Origin of the sequence: Methylobacterium ajmalii (genome assembly GCF_036448855.1) — a bacterium.
GTDB lineage: Bacteria > Pseudomonadota > Alphaproteobacteria > Rhizobiales > Beijerinckiaceae > Methylobacterium > Methylobacterium ajmalii.
On sequence record NZ_JAZFXT010000042.1, the window covers coordinates 34,847 to 48,632 of the forward strand.

General features: G+C 71.3%; 12 protein-coding genes and 1 pseudogene. 8 read left to right on the forward strand and 5 right to left on the reverse strand.

From position 1 onward, the window contains the following. Nucleotides 1–75: 75 nt before the first annotated feature. Together V3T34_RS17610 and V3T34_RS17615 are read right to left on the reverse strand one after the other, a co-directional pair. Nucleotides 76–720, reverse strand: a complete 645-nt coding sequence (locus V3T34_RS17610) for a DsbA family protein (RefSeq protein WP_060849760.1) — start codon at nucleotides 718–720, stop codon at nucleotides 76–78. Nucleotides 721–913: 193 nt separating this feature from the next. Further along, a complete protein-coding gene (locus V3T34_RS17615) occupies nucleotides 914–1,402 on the reverse strand; it encodes a DUF721 domain-containing protein (RefSeq protein ID WP_305079281.1) in 489 nt (162 codons plus the stop codon). A 170-nt stretch (nucleotides 1,403–1,572) separates the two neighbouring features. Between V3T34_RS17615 and mutY the strand changes: the two genes are divergently transcribed. Then, nucleotides 1,573–2,814, forward strand: a complete 1,242-nt coding sequence (gene mutY, locus V3T34_RS17620) for an A/G-specific adenine glycosylase (RefSeq protein WP_331369251.1) — start codon at nucleotides 1,573–1,575, stop codon at nucleotides 2,812–2,814. A 126-nt stretch (nucleotides 2,815–2,940) separates the two neighbouring features. Here the strand turns inward: mutY and V3T34_RS17625 are convergent, their stop codons facing one another. After that, complete coding sequence (locus tag V3T34_RS17625; protein ID WP_305079279.1) at nucleotides 2,941–3,519, reverse strand: hypothetical protein; 579 nt, start codon at nucleotides 3,517–3,519, stop codon at nucleotides 2,941–2,943. 184 nt (nucleotides 3,520–3,703) lie between these two features. After that, nucleotides 3,704–4,894: a site-specific DNA-methyltransferase gene (locus V3T34_RS17630; protein ID WP_305079278.1), complete on the reverse strand. Its 1,191-nt coding sequence runs from the start codon at nucleotides 4,892–4,894 to the stop codon at nucleotides 3,704–3,706. Nucleotides 4,895–5,686: 792 nt separating this feature from the next. On the opposite strand from V3T34_RS17630, the gene V3T34_RS17635 reads away from it, so the two are divergent. From V3T34_RS17635 to V3T34_RS17650, 5 genes and pseudogenes are all read left to right on the forward strand, one after another. Further along, nucleotides 5,687–6,070: a septal ring lytic transglycosylase RlpA family protein gene (locus V3T34_RS17635; RefSeq protein ID WP_082742857.1), complete on the forward strand. Its 384-nt coding sequence runs from the start codon at nucleotides 5,687–5,689 to the stop codon at nucleotides 6,068–6,070. Between the two features lie 87 nt (nucleotides 6,071–6,157). Then, nucleotides 6,158–6,472 carry a polyhydroxyalkanoic acid system family protein gene (locus tag V3T34_RS17640; RefSeq protein WP_048430684.1) on the forward strand — a complete coding sequence of 105 codons (315 nt, stop codon included), beginning with the start codon at nucleotides 6,158–6,160 and terminating at the stop codon, nucleotides 6,470–6,472. 476 nt (nucleotides 6,473–6,948) lie between these two features. Continuing rightward, nucleotides 6,949–7,311 (forward strand): annotated as a pseudogene (locus V3T34_RS28600) (PAS domain-containing protein); the annotation flags it as partial. Nucleotides 7,312–7,329: 18 nt separating this feature from the next. Beyond that, a complete protein-coding gene (locus tag V3T34_RS17645) occupies nucleotides 7,330–9,159 on the forward strand; it encodes a methyl-accepting chemotaxis protein (protein WP_407942726.1) in 1,830 nt (609 codons plus the stop codon). An 88-nt stretch (nucleotides 9,160–9,247) separates the two neighbouring features. Further along, the gene (locus V3T34_RS17650; protein ID WP_091746220.1) at nucleotides 9,248–9,454 is read left to right on the forward strand and encodes a hypothetical protein; all 207 of its coding nucleotides are present in this window, start codon (nucleotides 9,248–9,250) and stop codon (nucleotides 9,452–9,454) included. Between the two features lie 6 nt (nucleotides 9,455–9,460). On the opposite strand, the gene V3T34_RS17655 is transcribed toward V3T34_RS17650, so the two are convergent. Next, nucleotides 9,461–11,293 (reverse strand): gamma-glutamyltransferase family protein, encoded by a 1,833-nt coding sequence (locus V3T34_RS17655; protein WP_305079276.1) that lies wholly within the window; start codon nucleotides 11,291–11,293, stop codon nucleotides 9,461–9,463. A 154-nt stretch (nucleotides 11,294–11,447) separates the two neighbouring features. On the opposite strand from V3T34_RS17655, the gene V3T34_RS17660 reads away from it, so the two are divergent. Together V3T34_RS17660 and V3T34_RS17665 are read left to right on the forward strand one after the other, a co-directional pair. Then, nucleotides 11,448–13,280: an ABC-F family ATP-binding cassette domain-containing protein gene (locus tag V3T34_RS17660; protein ID WP_305079275.1), complete on the forward strand. Its 1,833-nt coding sequence runs from the start codon at nucleotides 11,448–11,450 to the stop codon at nucleotides 13,278–13,280. A gap of 367 nt (nucleotides 13,281–13,647) precedes the next feature. Then, on the forward strand, nucleotides 13,648–13,786 hold a 139-nt coding region (locus V3T34_RS17665; protein ID WP_305077272.1), incomplete at its 3' end, for a porin.

Here is a 13,786-nt window from a genome sequence, read left to right on the forward strand (position 1 = left end):
GCGGGGAGAGGGGGAACCCGCGATCGAGTCGAGCATCGTGCGTCTTGTTGCGGCGTTCGAGCGCAACGCTCCGCCTCACGCCCCGACGATCGGCTTGATCACCTTCTCCATGCCGTCGATCGTCATCTCGCCCTGGTACTTCTGGCCGTTGATGAAGAAGGTCGGCGTGGCGTTGACCTTGAAGGTGGTCATCGCCTTCTCCTTCACGGCGTTGACCGCGTCGTAGAGGGTCTGGTCCTTCAGGGTCGCCTCGAACTTCTCCTTCGAGAAGCCGGCCTGGCGCATCATCTGCTCGAGGGCGTCGAGGGGCTTGGGCACGAAGGCCCAGTTCGCCTGCTGGTCGAACAGCATGTCGGTGATCGGGTAGTAGCGCGCCGCGTTGTCGGCCCGGGCCAGCATGAAGGCCGCGGTGGCGAGCGGGTCGAGGGGGAACTCGCGCAGGGTGAAGCGGACCTTGCCGGTATCGACCCAGCGCTCCTTGAGCGCCGGCCAGGTGGACTTGTGGAAGGCGGCGCAGTGCGAGCAGGTCATCGAGGCGTACTCGATGATCGTGCAGCGGGCATTGTCCGGCCCGAGCCAGACGTCGCCGAGGGGGCCGGGCTGCATCAGGCCGTCGACCACCGGGCCCTGGGCCAGGGCGGAGAGCGGCAGGGCGGGGGCGAGCAGCGCCGCGCCGAGGGCCGAGCCGGTGAGTGTCAGGGCCTCGCGACGGGTGAGCATGGCAGGCGTCCTCGTAAGGCGGGTGCGGAAGGGTCCGCGGTCGTCAGTGCGGTAGAATCCCGGCCGCCTCGTGGCAAGCGGCCGGCGCATCAACTTCCTTTGTGCCACCGCGTGCCGCGACGGCGTCCGGCCCAAAGGTGCCGGCGCCCGGTCGGGCCCGCCTCGGGTCCCGTTGTCCCGACGGAGGCGCGCGTCAGCGCGGGCGCTGCGCGCCCAGCACCGCGAGGCCGAGGCGGTCGAGGGCGTCGCGGAGCGCCGCCTCGCTCACGCTCGACACCGCGAGCGCGACCTCGCCGCGGCGCACCGGGTCGAGGGGCGGGGGCGCGGCCTTCCGGCGCTGGGTCTGGGCGACCCGGTCCTGGCGCATGCGGATCTTGCCGACGCAGGCCCAGCCGTAATGCCGGTTGATGCGCTCGATCACCAGCGGCCCGAGGTGCTGCAACTCGAGGGCGAAGGCGCCCTCGACCCGCACCGTCAGGGTGCCGGGCTCCGGCCGCTGCTCGCGCGAGGCCCCGCGCCGGCGCGACCATTCGAGCTTTTCCGGCTGGCAGGCCCGGGCCAGCCGCTCGCCGACGATCTCGCCCCAGGAGGCCAGGATGTCGGTCGAGGCGAAGCCCTGGGCCGCGAAGACGGGGCCGAGGGACCGCTCGATCAGCTCGCTCAAGGGTTTGGGCCGTGCCATCGCCCGTCCGTCCTGGTGGATCGCCGTGTCCGGCGTGAAGCCCCGACCGATAGGGTTTTCGTGTGAGGGAACTCTTAACCCTCGGGCCCTCGGCCGCCAGGGCGGTCGTTCGGCGATCGCTCCCGAAATCCCGCTCCCGCCGCGACCGAAAACCCGCTAAGGCGGGCCGCATGGTAGCGCCCGCCGCGTCGCACTCAAGGCCGGAAGCCGCCGACCTCCTGGTCTGGTACGACCGCCATCGCCGCGTGCTGCCCTGGCGCGCGCTGCCCGGCGTCGCGCCTGATCCGTACCGGGTCTGGCTGTCCGAGATCATGCTGCAGCAGACCACCGTCGCTGCGGTGAAGCCCTATTTCGCCCGCTTCCTGGAGCGCTTCCCCACCGTCGCGGCCCTGGCGGCGGCGCCGGAGGAGGCGGTGATGGGGGCCTGGGCCGGCCTCGGCTATTATTCCCGCGCCCGCAACCTGCATGCCTGCGCGAAGGCGGTGGCGGAGTCCGGCGGCTTTCCCGACACGGTCGACGGCCTGAGGAAGCTGCCGGGCATCGGCGCCTACACGGCCGGCGCCATCGCGGCGATCGCCTTCGACCGGCCGGCCGCGGCGGTGGACGGCAACGTCGAGCGGGTGGTGTCGCGCCTCTACGCGATCGAGACGCCGATCCCGGCGGCGCGGGCGGAGATCCGCCGCCTCGCGGAAAGCCTGGTGCCGCAGCGGCGCCCCGGCGACTTTGCGCAAGCCGTGATGGATCTCGGCGCCACGCTCTGCACCCCGAAGCGCCCTGCCTGCGCTCTCTGCCCCTGGATGCAGCCCTGCCGCGCCCGGGCCGAGGGCCTGCAGGAGACCTTTCCGCGCAAGGTGAAGAAGGTGGCGGGCGCGCTGCGGCGCGGCGCCGCCTTCGTGGTGCTGCGGGCCGGCGACGAGGCGGTGCTGCTGCGCACCCGCCCGCCGGAGGGCCTGCTCGGGTCGATGGCCGAGCCGCCGACGAGCGAGTGGCGGGCCGATTACGACCCGGCCCAGGCGCTGCTCGACGCGCCCCTCGATGCGCGCTGGAAGCGGCTGCCCGGCATCGTGCGCCACGTCTTCACGCATTTCCCGCTCGAACTGACGGTCTTCCTCGCCCGGGTCGGCGCCGGCACCCCGGCGCCCGACGGCATGCGCTTCACGCCGCGGGCCGGCCTCGAGGCCGAGCCGCTGCCCGGCGCGATGAAGAAGGTGCTGGCCCACGCGCTGGAGCAGAAGCTCGCCGCGCCCCCGCCCGCCCCGGCGCCCGCGCCGGAGCCCGACCTCGCGACGCTCCCCGAGCCCGAGCCGCCGCCGCGTCGCGCGCCCCTGCCGAAGACGCTGTCGCGCCGCCCGGCCGCGGCGGCACCGGTGGTCAAGACGACCCCCGGGCGGGGACGGCCGAAGCTGCGCTGAACGGGGCCGGCCCGTGACCGCGCGCGGGAGACGCCGCTCGTTCCCGTGCCGCCGGCACCGGCCCTGTCCATCGTCACGGATTGCCGGTCGCGACGGGCAGCGCGCGGCCCTCCTAAAGACGTCGGGTCACGCCCCGGCCGCCAGCCAGTTCCTGAAGCGCCGCGCGAAGTCGTTGGCGGCGCGGTCGTAGAGGTCGTCCATGCCGCCGGCGGTCAGGGCGCCGTCGACCACCACGCCGAGCACGCCCTGGCCGGCCGGCTGGATGCCCTGGTCGCCGCTATAGGTGGTCAGGACCGCGCCGGTGCGGGCATCGACGATCTCGATGTCGGCGCGGATGCTCGGGGCACCGCCGATGAGGATGCGTCGCGCCGCCGACGGGATGTCGACCCTGACCAGGGTGACGACGAGCCGGACCGGGCGTGCCCCCTCGGGCCGGGCCGCGAGCGCCCGCTCCAGGGCCGCCTTCAGGCGCCGCGCCGCCAGGTCGCGGATGAAGCCCTGCGCCTCCGGCGTCCGCACCAGCGCCGGGTCGGTGAGCGACAGGTTGCGGCCGCGCAGGTACTCGTCCTCCGCCGACGTCCAGTCGATCGCCGCGCCGGTGCTCCGCACGTCGATCGCGGCGAAACGCAGGCTCGCCGTGTCGGCCAGCGACAGGCGGTTGGGGGCGACGGTGTTGCACGCCGCCACGCACAGGCTCGCCAGCACGGCGAGTATCCACGACCATCGACCCCACGACCATCGACCCATCGTCGGACCCTTCCCCTCCCTGCGCCGCCCGTGCGGTCGCGGAGAACGGGAATTGTCTGACGATGGGTCAACCGGCAAGGGAAGTATTTCGGTTTCGTGACTGGCGCGGAGGCCCGTGGCCGCGGGGCCACAGGCCTGTCGGTCAGGCGGCCGAGCCCATCCCAGCCCGCATCGTGCCGCGGAAGTCGTCGATGCAGACGAGGCGCCCGCCGCGCTCGGCGTGCCAGAAGGTCCAGCCGTTGCAGGCCGGCAGGCCCTGGACCAGGGCGCCGATCTTGTGGATCGAGCCCGAGGCGGGGCCGACGCCCAGCGTGCCGTCGGGGCGCACCAGCGCCTTGTGGCGGCGGCGCTCGTCGGTGAGCATCTCGCCGGCCCGGACGTGGCCGGCTTCCAGCAGGCTCAGGAAGGGCACCCGCGGCTCGGCGCGCTTCGTCGGCGCGGTGAGGAGGGCGGCGCGCGACAGGGGCTCGATGCCGGCGATGCGCGCGCGGGCGGCGGCCGCGTAGGCCGGCTCCTGCTCGATGCCGATGAAGTGCCGGCCGAGCCGCTTGGCCACCGCACCGGTGGTGCCGGTGCCGAAGAACGGGTCGAGCACCACGTCGCCGGGGTTCGACGAGGACAGGATGGTGCGGGCGAGCAGCGCCTCGGGCTTCTGGGTCGGGTGCAATTTCCGCCCGTCGTCGCCCTTCAGGCGCTCGTCGCCGGTGCAGAGCGGGATGAACCAGTCCGAGCGCATCTGGACGTCGTCGTTGCCGCCCTTCAGCGCCTCGTAGTGGAAGGTGTAGCCCTTCTGGTCGCTGCGCGAGGCCCAGATCAGGGTCTCGTGGGCGTTGGTGAAGCGCTTGCCGCGGAAGTTCGGCATCGGGTTGGCCTTGCGCCACACGATGTCGTTGAGGATCCAGAAACCAAGATCCTGCAAGGCGCTGCCGACGCGGAAGATGTTGTGGTACGACCCGATCACCCAGAGGGTCGCGGTCGGCTTCATCACCCGGCGGCAGGCCGAGAGCCAGGCGCGGGTGAAGGTGTCGTAGGCCTCGAAGCTCGAGAACTGGTCCCAGTCGTCGTCGACGGCGTCGACGGTGCTCTGGTCCGGGCGCAACAGGGCGCCGGCACCGAGCTGGAGGTTGTAGGGCGGATCCGCGAAGACCAGGTCGACGCTGGCCGGCGGCAGCCGGTCGAGGGCGCTGAGGCAATCCCCGAGGATGACTTCGTCCAGGGGAAGGCGCTGTGCGGGGGTAACGAGACCCATCCGCGGCGCCGACACCACTCGCCCGGTACGCGAGACTTGATTCCGGGCGGCGGCGCCGGCGACCGCGGTACGCGGGGAAGCCATGGCAAACACCGGTTACGCGACTGACCACCAGACATTGCCGCCGCTACGGTAAAGGTCACGTTTCCCGCAGGTACGAATTGCGTCTCGAAATGGGGCTGCATTTCTTGCCTAGTCGTTGGATGCGCAGGCTCATTCGTTAATGAAGCGATACTGATGTGCCGGTGGCGCGGCTTCGTCGTCGTAGGCCGGGACTGGCCATTCGGATGGGGCTGCTTGAGGAAAGAACGGCGCGGGTTTTCCCCTCTCCCCGCGGGCGGGGAGAGGCCTTCACTCCCCTCGTCGGGGGTGAAGGGAGCCCGCAGGGCGAGGGTGAGGGGGTGTCTCAGGACGAGGCACTTCCGGAACCTCCCCCTCACCCTCGCTCCGGCTGCGCCTCCGCTCACTTCATCGACGACAAGGTCGATGAAGTCCTCTCCCCGCCCGCGGGGAGAGGGGGATTTCCCGCGCCTCTTCTTTTCCCCGGACAGCCCTGCCGCCCGCGGGGAGAGGGGAAGCCCGCACCATTCTTTTCCTCGGCCAGCCCCGCCCGACGGGGCGCCTCGGCGCCGCCGGAGCCGCTCCCACCGCCCCGGCCCCGCATCTTCCGAATGCTGAAAACCCGAGTGACGCCGTCCGGCCCGGCAAGTCACCAATAAGACTTCACGTTCATCCATGACTTGAAAAGCCAAAACTTAATGATCCGCAAGGTTTCGGCCGAAAATGCGGCGCCATCCGCCGCAAATCGGGCGGTCATATTTTCGTCCTGTTTGGTCTCGATTGACGCTGTCATCAGCAACCACCTAGGACAGTGGAATGAACAGCGCCCAGCCTGCGCGTCGGTCGAACGCGGCCCGCATCGTGGCTTTCGCGGGAGGCTTCGCCCTCGCCGGATTCGGGAGCCTCGCGGGGGTGTCGACAGCGCAGGCCCAGAGCGGCAAGGCCTCCTGGTACGCGTCCGGCCATCGCACCGCGAGCGGCGAGCGCTTCAACCCCAACGGTCTCACGGCGGCGCATCGCAGCCTGCCCTTCGGCACCCGGGTGCGGGTCACCAACCAGTCCAACGGCCGCTCGGTCGTGGTCCGCATCAACGACCGCGGCCCCTTCGCGCATGGCCGCATCATCGATCTCGCCCGCGGCGCCGGCCGGGCCATCGGCATGAGCGGCGTCGCCCGCGTCGCCGTGGCGGTGGTGGACTGATCCAGTCCCCCCGATCCGGGCTTCCGGCGTTGCCGTCGGGCCGGGCCTCCCCACATCAGGCTCATCGTGCGAGCGGAGCGTGACGTGATGGCAAAGCCCCTGGTTGTCGTGATTCCCCATCAGCTCGGTCGGGCCGAGGCCCGCCGCCGGCTCGAGAACGGGATCGGCCAGGCCAAGGAGATGCTCCAGAAGGCCGGCCTCAGCATGGCCGACGCGACCTGGAGCGGCGACCGTCTGTCCTTCCTCGTCGGCGCCATGAACCAGAAGGTCGACGGCGACATCGACGTCGAGGACGACGTGGTGCGGGTCGAGGTGCGGATGCCACTGCTCCTGTCGCTCTTCGCCCACAAGGTTCAGCAGATCGTCAGCCAGAACGGCGCCAAGCTGCTGACCAAGCAGTAGGCCGATCCGTACCCGGCCGCGACCCGGACGGTCGCGGCGAACCGGCCTCCCCGATCCCGGCCTTTCCCGGATCGGGGAGGCCGTTGCCTTTCGATCCGCCTGGAAGACGCCCCGTTCCCGGGACGGACCCGCCCGGCGCCGGGATGCGGTCCGAATCCCGCATCGTCCCGGCGAATGTGTCCCGAGGCCGCTGTGGACGGTTCCGCGACGCCGCCTCGCCAAAAGGTGGGGGTGCGGCGCGGCCGTGGCCCGAATCCGTCATCTTCCCCGCGGCACGCCCGTCCCGCGGGCGGAACTCCGCACCGGCCCCGCCGCCCGGACGGACCGTCCTGTCCAGATGCCTTAAGGGTATCCGCAACTTTTATCGATATTCCTAGGACATGAGTCTTGGCGCGCGGTCTATGACAATGACATCACGCCGTCGGAACGGGCATTCCGCTCGTCAGTGATGATAGATCGATAAGAGCGGGGCGATCATGCCGGTGTTCTACAGCAAGGTAAAATCGCGCGTGGACGCCGTCGAGGCGGCGCAGGCGATCCTCGAGCTCGATCTCGACGGGAAGATCACCGCGGCCAATACGCGTTTCCTGTCCGTCATGGGGTACGGGCTGGAGGAGCTTCTCGGGCGGCACCACTCCCTCCTCGTCGACCGCGCCGACCGCGAGAATCCCGCCTACGCCCGGTTCTGGGAAGCGTTGCGCCGCGGCGAGCCCCAGCTCGGCGAGCACCGGCGCATCGGCAAGGGCGGCCGCGAGATCTGGATCCAGGCGGCCTACAGCCCCGTCGCGAACCGGTCCGGCAAGCCCGGCGGCGTCATCGTCGTCGCGTCCGACATCACCGATCGGAAGACCCGCGCGATCGCGTGCGAGGAGACGCTCAAGGCCCTCGACCGGTCGCAGGGCATCATGGCGTTCGACCCCGACGGGACCGTCATCGATGCCAACGAGAACGCCCTGGCCATGCTCGGCTATGGACGCGAGGAGGTATCGGGCAAGCACCACGCGATGTTCGTCGAGGCCGGCGAGCGGGGCTCCGAGCGGGACCGTGCATTCTGGGACGCCCTGCGGCGGGGCGAGCACCAGGTGGCCGAGTGCAGGCGGGTCGGCAAGGACGGCCGCGAGGTCTGGCTCCACGCCGGCTACTCGCCCGTCCGAGACGCCGCCGGCCGGGTGACCAGGGTGGTGATGCTCGCCAACGACATCACCGCGCAGAAGCGCTCCGCCCTCGACGTCGCGGGCAAGATCACGGCCCTCGACCGCTCCCAGGGCATCATCGAGTTCGATCTCGACGGAACGGTGCTGGCCGCCAACGAGAACTTCCTGCACGTCCTCGGCTACGGCCTCGACGAGGTGCGCGGCAAGCACCATGGGATGTTCGTCGAGGCGGGCGAGCGCGGTTCGGACGCCTACCGCGCCTTCTGGGAGGCGCTGCGGCGCGGCGAGTTCCAGCAGGGCGAGTTCCGGCGCCTCGGCAAGGGCGCCCGCGAGATCTGGATCCAGGCGACCTACAACCCGATCCGCGACACCGCCGGCCGGGTGGTCAAGGTGGTAAAGTTCGCCACCGACATCACCGCGCAGAAGCGGCGCAACGCCGATTTCGAGGGCAAGATGATGGCTCTCGACCGCTCGCAGGGGATCATCGAGTTCGAGCTCGACGGGACGGTCGTCACCGCCAACGAGAACTTCCTGCACGTCCTCGGCTACAGCCTCGACGAGGTGCGCGGCCGGCATCACGGGATGTTCGTGGACGCGGCCGAGCGGAGTTCGGACGCCTACCGCGCCTTCTGGGAGGCGATGCGGCGCGGCGAGTTCCAGCAGGCCGAGTATCGCCGCTTCGGCAAGGACGGCCGCGAGGTCTGGATCCAGGCGACCTACAACCCGGTGCGCGACGCCTCCGGCCGGGTGACCAAGGTGGTCAAGTTCGCCACCGACATCACCCGGGCGGTGGCGGAGCGGCTGCGGCGGGCCGAGCTCCAGCGCGCCATCGACGTCGACCTCGACGGCATGGCCTCCTCGATCTCGCAGGCCTCCGAGCAGGCCGTCGGCGCGGCGAGCGCCGCCGAGCAGGCCTCGTGCAACACCCAGAACGTCGCGGCCGGCTCGGAGGAACTGGCGACCTCTGTCGGCGAGATCAGCCAGCAGGTCGGCCGGGCCCTCGAGGTGACCATGCGCGCCGTCGAGCAGGCGAACGCGACCTCGACGGTGGTGGCCGGGCTGGCCTCGGCCGCCCAGCGGATCGGCGCGGTCGTCGAGACGATCGACAAGATCGCCTCCCAGACCAACCTGCTCGCCCTCAACGCCACCATCGAGGCGGCCCGCGCCGGCCAGGCCGGCCGGGGCTTCGCGGTCGTCGCCGCCGAGGTGAAGGACCTGGCGACGCAGACCGCCAAGGCGACCGAGAGCATCGGCCGCCAGATCGCCGAGACCCAGTCGGCCGCGAGCGAGGCCGCCGCGGCCATCGCGGGCATCGGCGCCACGGTGGGGCAGGTGAACGAGATCTCCTCGGCGATCTCGGCGGCGATCGAGGAGCAGAGCGTCGTCGCCCAGGAGATGTCGGTCAACATGCAGGCGATGACCCAGGCGGTCTCCGAGATCAGCCGCAACATCACGCTGATCGCGAGCCATACCCGGGAGGTCGACCACTCCGCCCGCCAGGTGCGGGAATGCTCGCGGCGCATGGTCGGCTGACCCCGCCCCGTCCGGGCCGAAGGGGATCGGGGCGTGGAACCGGGGCCTCCCGCCCCGGTTTGGCTTCGACGCGAGAGAGGAGCGCCCGATGTCGAATCCCGGCCCGATTCCGGACCAGCCCTACGATCCCGTGCCGCCGACCCCCGGCCCCGATACGCCGAACCCCGGTGGGCCCGACGTGCCGAGCGAGGCCCCGGGCGAGCGGCCGGTCGAGATCCCGGTGAACGATCCCGGCAATTCCCCGGCGATCACCCCCGACCCGTCCCCGACCGGTCCGGCCAACCCGACGATGTAGCGAGCGCTACCGCCCCGCGGCGTAGGCCTGCATGCCGCGGGGATTGGCGGCGGCGCGCAGGCGCCGCCCGTCGCGGCTCGCCGCGGTGAGCCGCCCCTCCGACCAGTTCGATCCGACCTCGACGATGTGGCCGCGCCGGCGCAGCTCGGCGATCGTCTCCGGGGCGATCCTGTCCTCGACCACCACGACCCCCGGCCGCGCCGTGCGGGGCCAGAACGACGACGGGAAGTGCTCGGTGTGCCAGGCCGGCGCGTCGATCGATTCCTGCAGGTTCATGCCGGCATGGACGTGGCGCAGGAAGAATTGCGGGATCCACTGGTCCTGCTGGTCGCCCCCCGGCGAGCCCCAGGCGAGGTAGGGTTGTCCGTCGCGAAGCGCCATCGTCGGCGAGAGCGTCGAGCGCGGCCGCTTGCCGGGCGCGAGCGCCGCCGGGTGGCCCTCGTCGAGCACGAACATCTGCGCCCGGGTGCCCAGGCAGAAGCCGAGGGCCGGGATCACCGGCGAGGATTGCAGCCAGCCGCCGGACGGCGTGGCGGTCATCATGTTGCCGTGCCGGTCGATGATGTCGAAATGCACCGTGTCGCCGCGCACCACGCCCGCGCGGGCGTCGTCCGGCGGTACCGTCGCCTCGATCTTGCCCACCGTCGGCTCCCCGGCGCCGGAGGCGCCCACCGCCGTGCGGGCACCCTCGCTCACCCGGGCGTCGAGGGCCTTGCCGTAACCGGGGATCGTGCCCGGCCGCTGCTCCAGCGAGGCGGTCTCGCCGACGAGCCGGCGGCGCTCGGCGTTGTAGGAATCCGACAAGAGGGTCTCGACCGGCACCCCGACGAAGGCGGGATCGCCGTAGAACGTGTCGCGGTCGGCAAACGCCAGCTTGGCGCACTCGACCTGAAGGTGGATGAAGTCGGGCCCCGCCGGATCGAGGCCGTCGAGGGAGAAGCCCTTGAGCAGGGCGAGCTGCTGGAGCGTGGCGAGCCCCTGCGTCCACGGGCCCGCCTTCAGCACGGTGTAGCGGCCGTACTCGTAGCCGATGGGCTCCTCGACGCTCGCCTGCCAGGCCGCCATGTCGGCCCCGGTGAGGAGGCCCTTGTGGGCCCGGCCGGTCACGTCCATCACGGCCTGATTCCGGCAGAAGGCGTCGATCGCCTCGGCGACGAAGCCCTGCGACCAGATCCGGCGGGCCCGCTCGATCTCCTCCTCGCGGGTGCCGCCGGCGCTCTCGCGCACGATCCGCGCGTAGGTCTCGGCCAGTGCCGGATTGGTGAACAGGCTGCCGGGGGCCGGTACGCCGCCATCCTTCAGATAGGTCGCCGCCGAGCTCGGCCAGTGCTCGCGAAACAACCCCTCGACGGTGGCGATGGTGGCCGAGACCCGCTCGACCAGCGGGTAGCCGTCCCGGGCGTAGCTGATCGCGGCCTCCAGCACGTCGGCGAGGCGCCAGGTGCCGTGGTCGCGCAGGATCAGCATGTAGGCGTCGAAGCTGCCCGGCACGCAGGGCGCGAGCAGCCCGGTGCCCGGCACGAGGTCGAGGCCGAGATCGTCGCGCAGGCGCGCGATGGTGGCGGCCTGCGGCGCCGGGCCCTGCCCGCACACCACCTGGGGCCGGCCGACCCGGACGTCGTGCAGGATCACCGGCACGTCGCCGCCCGGCCCGTTGAGGTGCGGCTCGACCACCTGGAGCACGAAGGCGGTGGCGACCCCGGCATCGAACGCGTTGCCGCCCCGCTCCAGCACGCCCATCCCGACCGCGGTGGCGATCCAGTGCGTCGAGGCCACGACACCGAAGGTGCCGTCGATCTCGGGGCGGGTGGTGAAGGGATCGGGCGTGACGAAGCTCATCGAAATTGACCTCCGGGGCGTCAACGACTGGGATCGCCCTGTCGGCCATCACTGTAAGAGCCAAGTCTCGCTTGGGGAGCCCTGTCGGTGGCAACCCTCGCACCCTCAGGCGCAGGGCTCGCCTTTCGAAGGAGCCTGCCGTAATCCCCGGGCCATGGCCGCTCCTCCGCTCCTCACCCTCCAGGGCATCGCGCTCACCTTCGGCGGCACGCCGCTGCTCGCCGGCGCCGACCTCGCGCTCGCGCCCGGCGACCGCACCTGCCTCGTCGGCCGCAACGGCTCGGGCAAGTCGACCCTGCTCAAGGTCGCCGCCGGGCTGGTCGAGCCCGACAAGGGCGTGCGCTTCCTGCAGCCCGGCACGACGGTGCGCTACCTGGCGCAGGAGCCGGACTTTTCCGGCCACGCCACCACCCTGTCCTTCGTCGAGGCCGGGATGGGGCCGGGCGACGAACTCTACCGGGCGCGCTACCTGCTGGAGAGCTTAGGGTTGACCGGCGAGGAGGATCCGAGCCGGCTCTCGGGCGGCGAATCCCGCCGCGCGGCGCTCGCCCAGGCCCTGGCGCCCGAGCCCGACATCCTGCTGCTCGACGAGCCGACCAACCACCTCGACCTGCCGGCGATCGAGTGGCTGGAGGCCGAGCTGAAGGGCAGCCGCTCGGCGCTGGTCCTCATCAGCCACGACCGGCGCTTCCTCGAAGCCCTGTCGCGCTCGATCGTCTGGCTCGACCGCGGCACGACCCGGCGCCTCGACCAGGGTTTCTCGGCCTTCGAGGGCTGGCGCGACCAGGTGTTCGAGGAGGAGGAGCGCGAGCGCCACAAGCTCGACCGCAAGATCGCCGCGGAGGAGGACTGGCTGCGCTACGGCGTGACGGCGCGGCGCAAGCGCAACGTCAAGCGGCTCGCCGGCCTGCACGACCTGCGCCGCCAGGCCCGCGAGCATCGCGGCCCCGTCGGCGCCGCCACGCTGACGGTGAGCGAGACCGAGGCGTCCGGCACCCTGGTGGTCGAGGCGCGCGACGTCGTGAAGTCCTATGGCGAGCGCCCGATCGTCCGCGACCTCTCCTTGCGCATCGCCAAGGGTGACCGGCTCGGCATCGTCGGCGCCAACGGCACCGGCAAGACCACGCTGGTCAACCTGCTGACCGGCCGCCTCCCGCCGGACGAGGGTACGGTGAAGGTCGGCGCCAACGTCACCCTCAACCTCCTCGACCAGCGCCGCAGCGCGCTCGATCTCGATCGCACCGTCGCCGACGTGCTGACGGGCGGCGGCAGCGACACCGTGCAGGTCGGCAACCAGAGCCGGCACGTCATCGGCTACATGAAGGACTTCCTGTTCTCGCCCGAGCAGGCGCGCACGCCCGTGAGCGTGCTCTCGGGCGGCGAGCGCAACCGGCTGCTGCTGGCGCGCGCGCTCGCCGAGGCCGGCAACCTCCTGGTGCTCGACGAGCCGACCAACGACCTCGACCTCGAGACCCTCGACCTCCTTCAGGAGATGCTCGGCGATTATGCCGGCACCCTGATCCTGGTCAGCCACGACCGCGACTTCCTCGACCGGGTCGTCGACACCGTGCTGGTCTCGGAAGGGGAGGGGCGCTGGGTCGCCTATGCCGGCGGCTATTCCGACATGGTCGCCCAGCGCGGCGTCGGCGTGCAGGCGCGCGGGATCGTGGCGCCCAAGGGAGCGGCCAAGGAGACGGCCAGGAGCGCCGCGAAGCCGGCCGGCCGCAGCGACGCCAAGAGCGAGTCCAGAAAGCGTCTCGGTTTCAACGAGCAGCACGAGCTCAAGACCCTGCCGGCCCGGATGAAGGCGCTTGAGGGCAACCGGGCCAAGCTCCGGGCCGCCCTCGACGACCCGACGCTCTATGCCCGCGATCCCGCCCGCTTCGAGGCGATCTCCCGCACGCTGGCCACCACCGAGGCCGACCTCGCCGGCGCCGAGGAGCGCTGGCTCGAACTCGAGATGATGCGCGAGGAGCTCGAGGGCTGAGCCGCCGCCCGGCCCTCCGCACCGGGCCGGGCCGTCTCCCAAGAGACGACATCACGACACGTCGCGTCTTCAGTCTCTCCGCAGGGAACAGTCGGATTTAGCTGACCCGCGTAAGGTTTCGTGGCGATCTTGCAACATTGGGGCGGAAAGCCGGCGACTTGGCCATGGTGGGCGCGGATCTCGGTTGATCGCCGTTAGCGCCTGGCACATGGTGCCCCTGCACCGGGAACAACCCGGTGGGGACCGGCAGACACCCCGTGCAGGGGGCGCCGGTTCACAAGGGGAAAAGAGTGGCGTGGTTCGGCTCCAGTAGGATCGTCGGGACACAGTCGTTCACCCCCAGGGTCTCGAAACTTTGGAGGTCTCGATGAAGCTCGTGAAGAGCCTTCTGCTCGGTTCGGCTGCTGGCCTGACCGTCGTTGCCGGTGCGCACGCTGCCGATCTGCCGATCAAGAAGGCTGCGCCCGTCGAGTACGTGCGCGTCTGCTCGGCCTACGGCGCCGGCT

What these genes read in the sequence shown, in the direction of transcription:
- V3T34_RS17610 (WP_060849760.1), bottom strand. Translation starts at nt 720, where the DNA reads ATGCTCACCCGTCGCGAGGCCCTGACACTCACCGGCTCGGCCCTCGGC.
- V3T34_RS17615 (WP_305079281.1), bottom strand. Translation starts at nt 1,402, where the DNA reads ATGGCACGGCCCAAACCCTTGAGCGAGCTGATCGAGCGGTCCCTCGGC.
- mutY (WP_331369251.1), top strand. Translation starts at nt 1,573, where the DNA reads ATGGTAGCGCCCGCCGCGTCGCACTCAAGGCCGGAAGCCGCCGACCTC.
- V3T34_RS17630 (WP_305079278.1), bottom strand. Translation starts at nt 4,894, where the DNA reads ATGGCTTCCCCGCGTACCGCGGTCGCCGGCGCCGCCGCCCGGAATCAA.
- V3T34_RS17635 (WP_082742857.1), top strand. Translation starts at nt 5,687, where the DNA reads ATGAACAGCGCCCAGCCTGCGCGTCGGTCGAACGCGGCCCGCATCGTG.
- V3T34_RS17640 (WP_048430684.1), top strand. Translation starts at nt 6,158, where the DNA reads ATGGCAAAGCCCCTGGTTGTCGTGATTCCCCATCAGCTCGGTCGGGCC.
- V3T34_RS17650 (WP_091746220.1), top strand. Translation starts at nt 9,248, where the DNA reads ATGTCGAATCCCGGCCCGATTCCGGACCAGCCCTACGATCCCGTGCCG.
- V3T34_RS17655 (WP_305079276.1), bottom strand. Translation starts at nt 11,293, where the DNA reads ATGAGCTTCGTCACGCCCGATCCCTTCACCACCCGCCCCGAGATCGAC.
- V3T34_RS17660 (WP_305079275.1), top strand. Translation starts at nt 11,448, where the DNA reads ATGGCCGCTCCTCCGCTCCTCACCCTCCAGGGCATCGCGCTCACCTTC.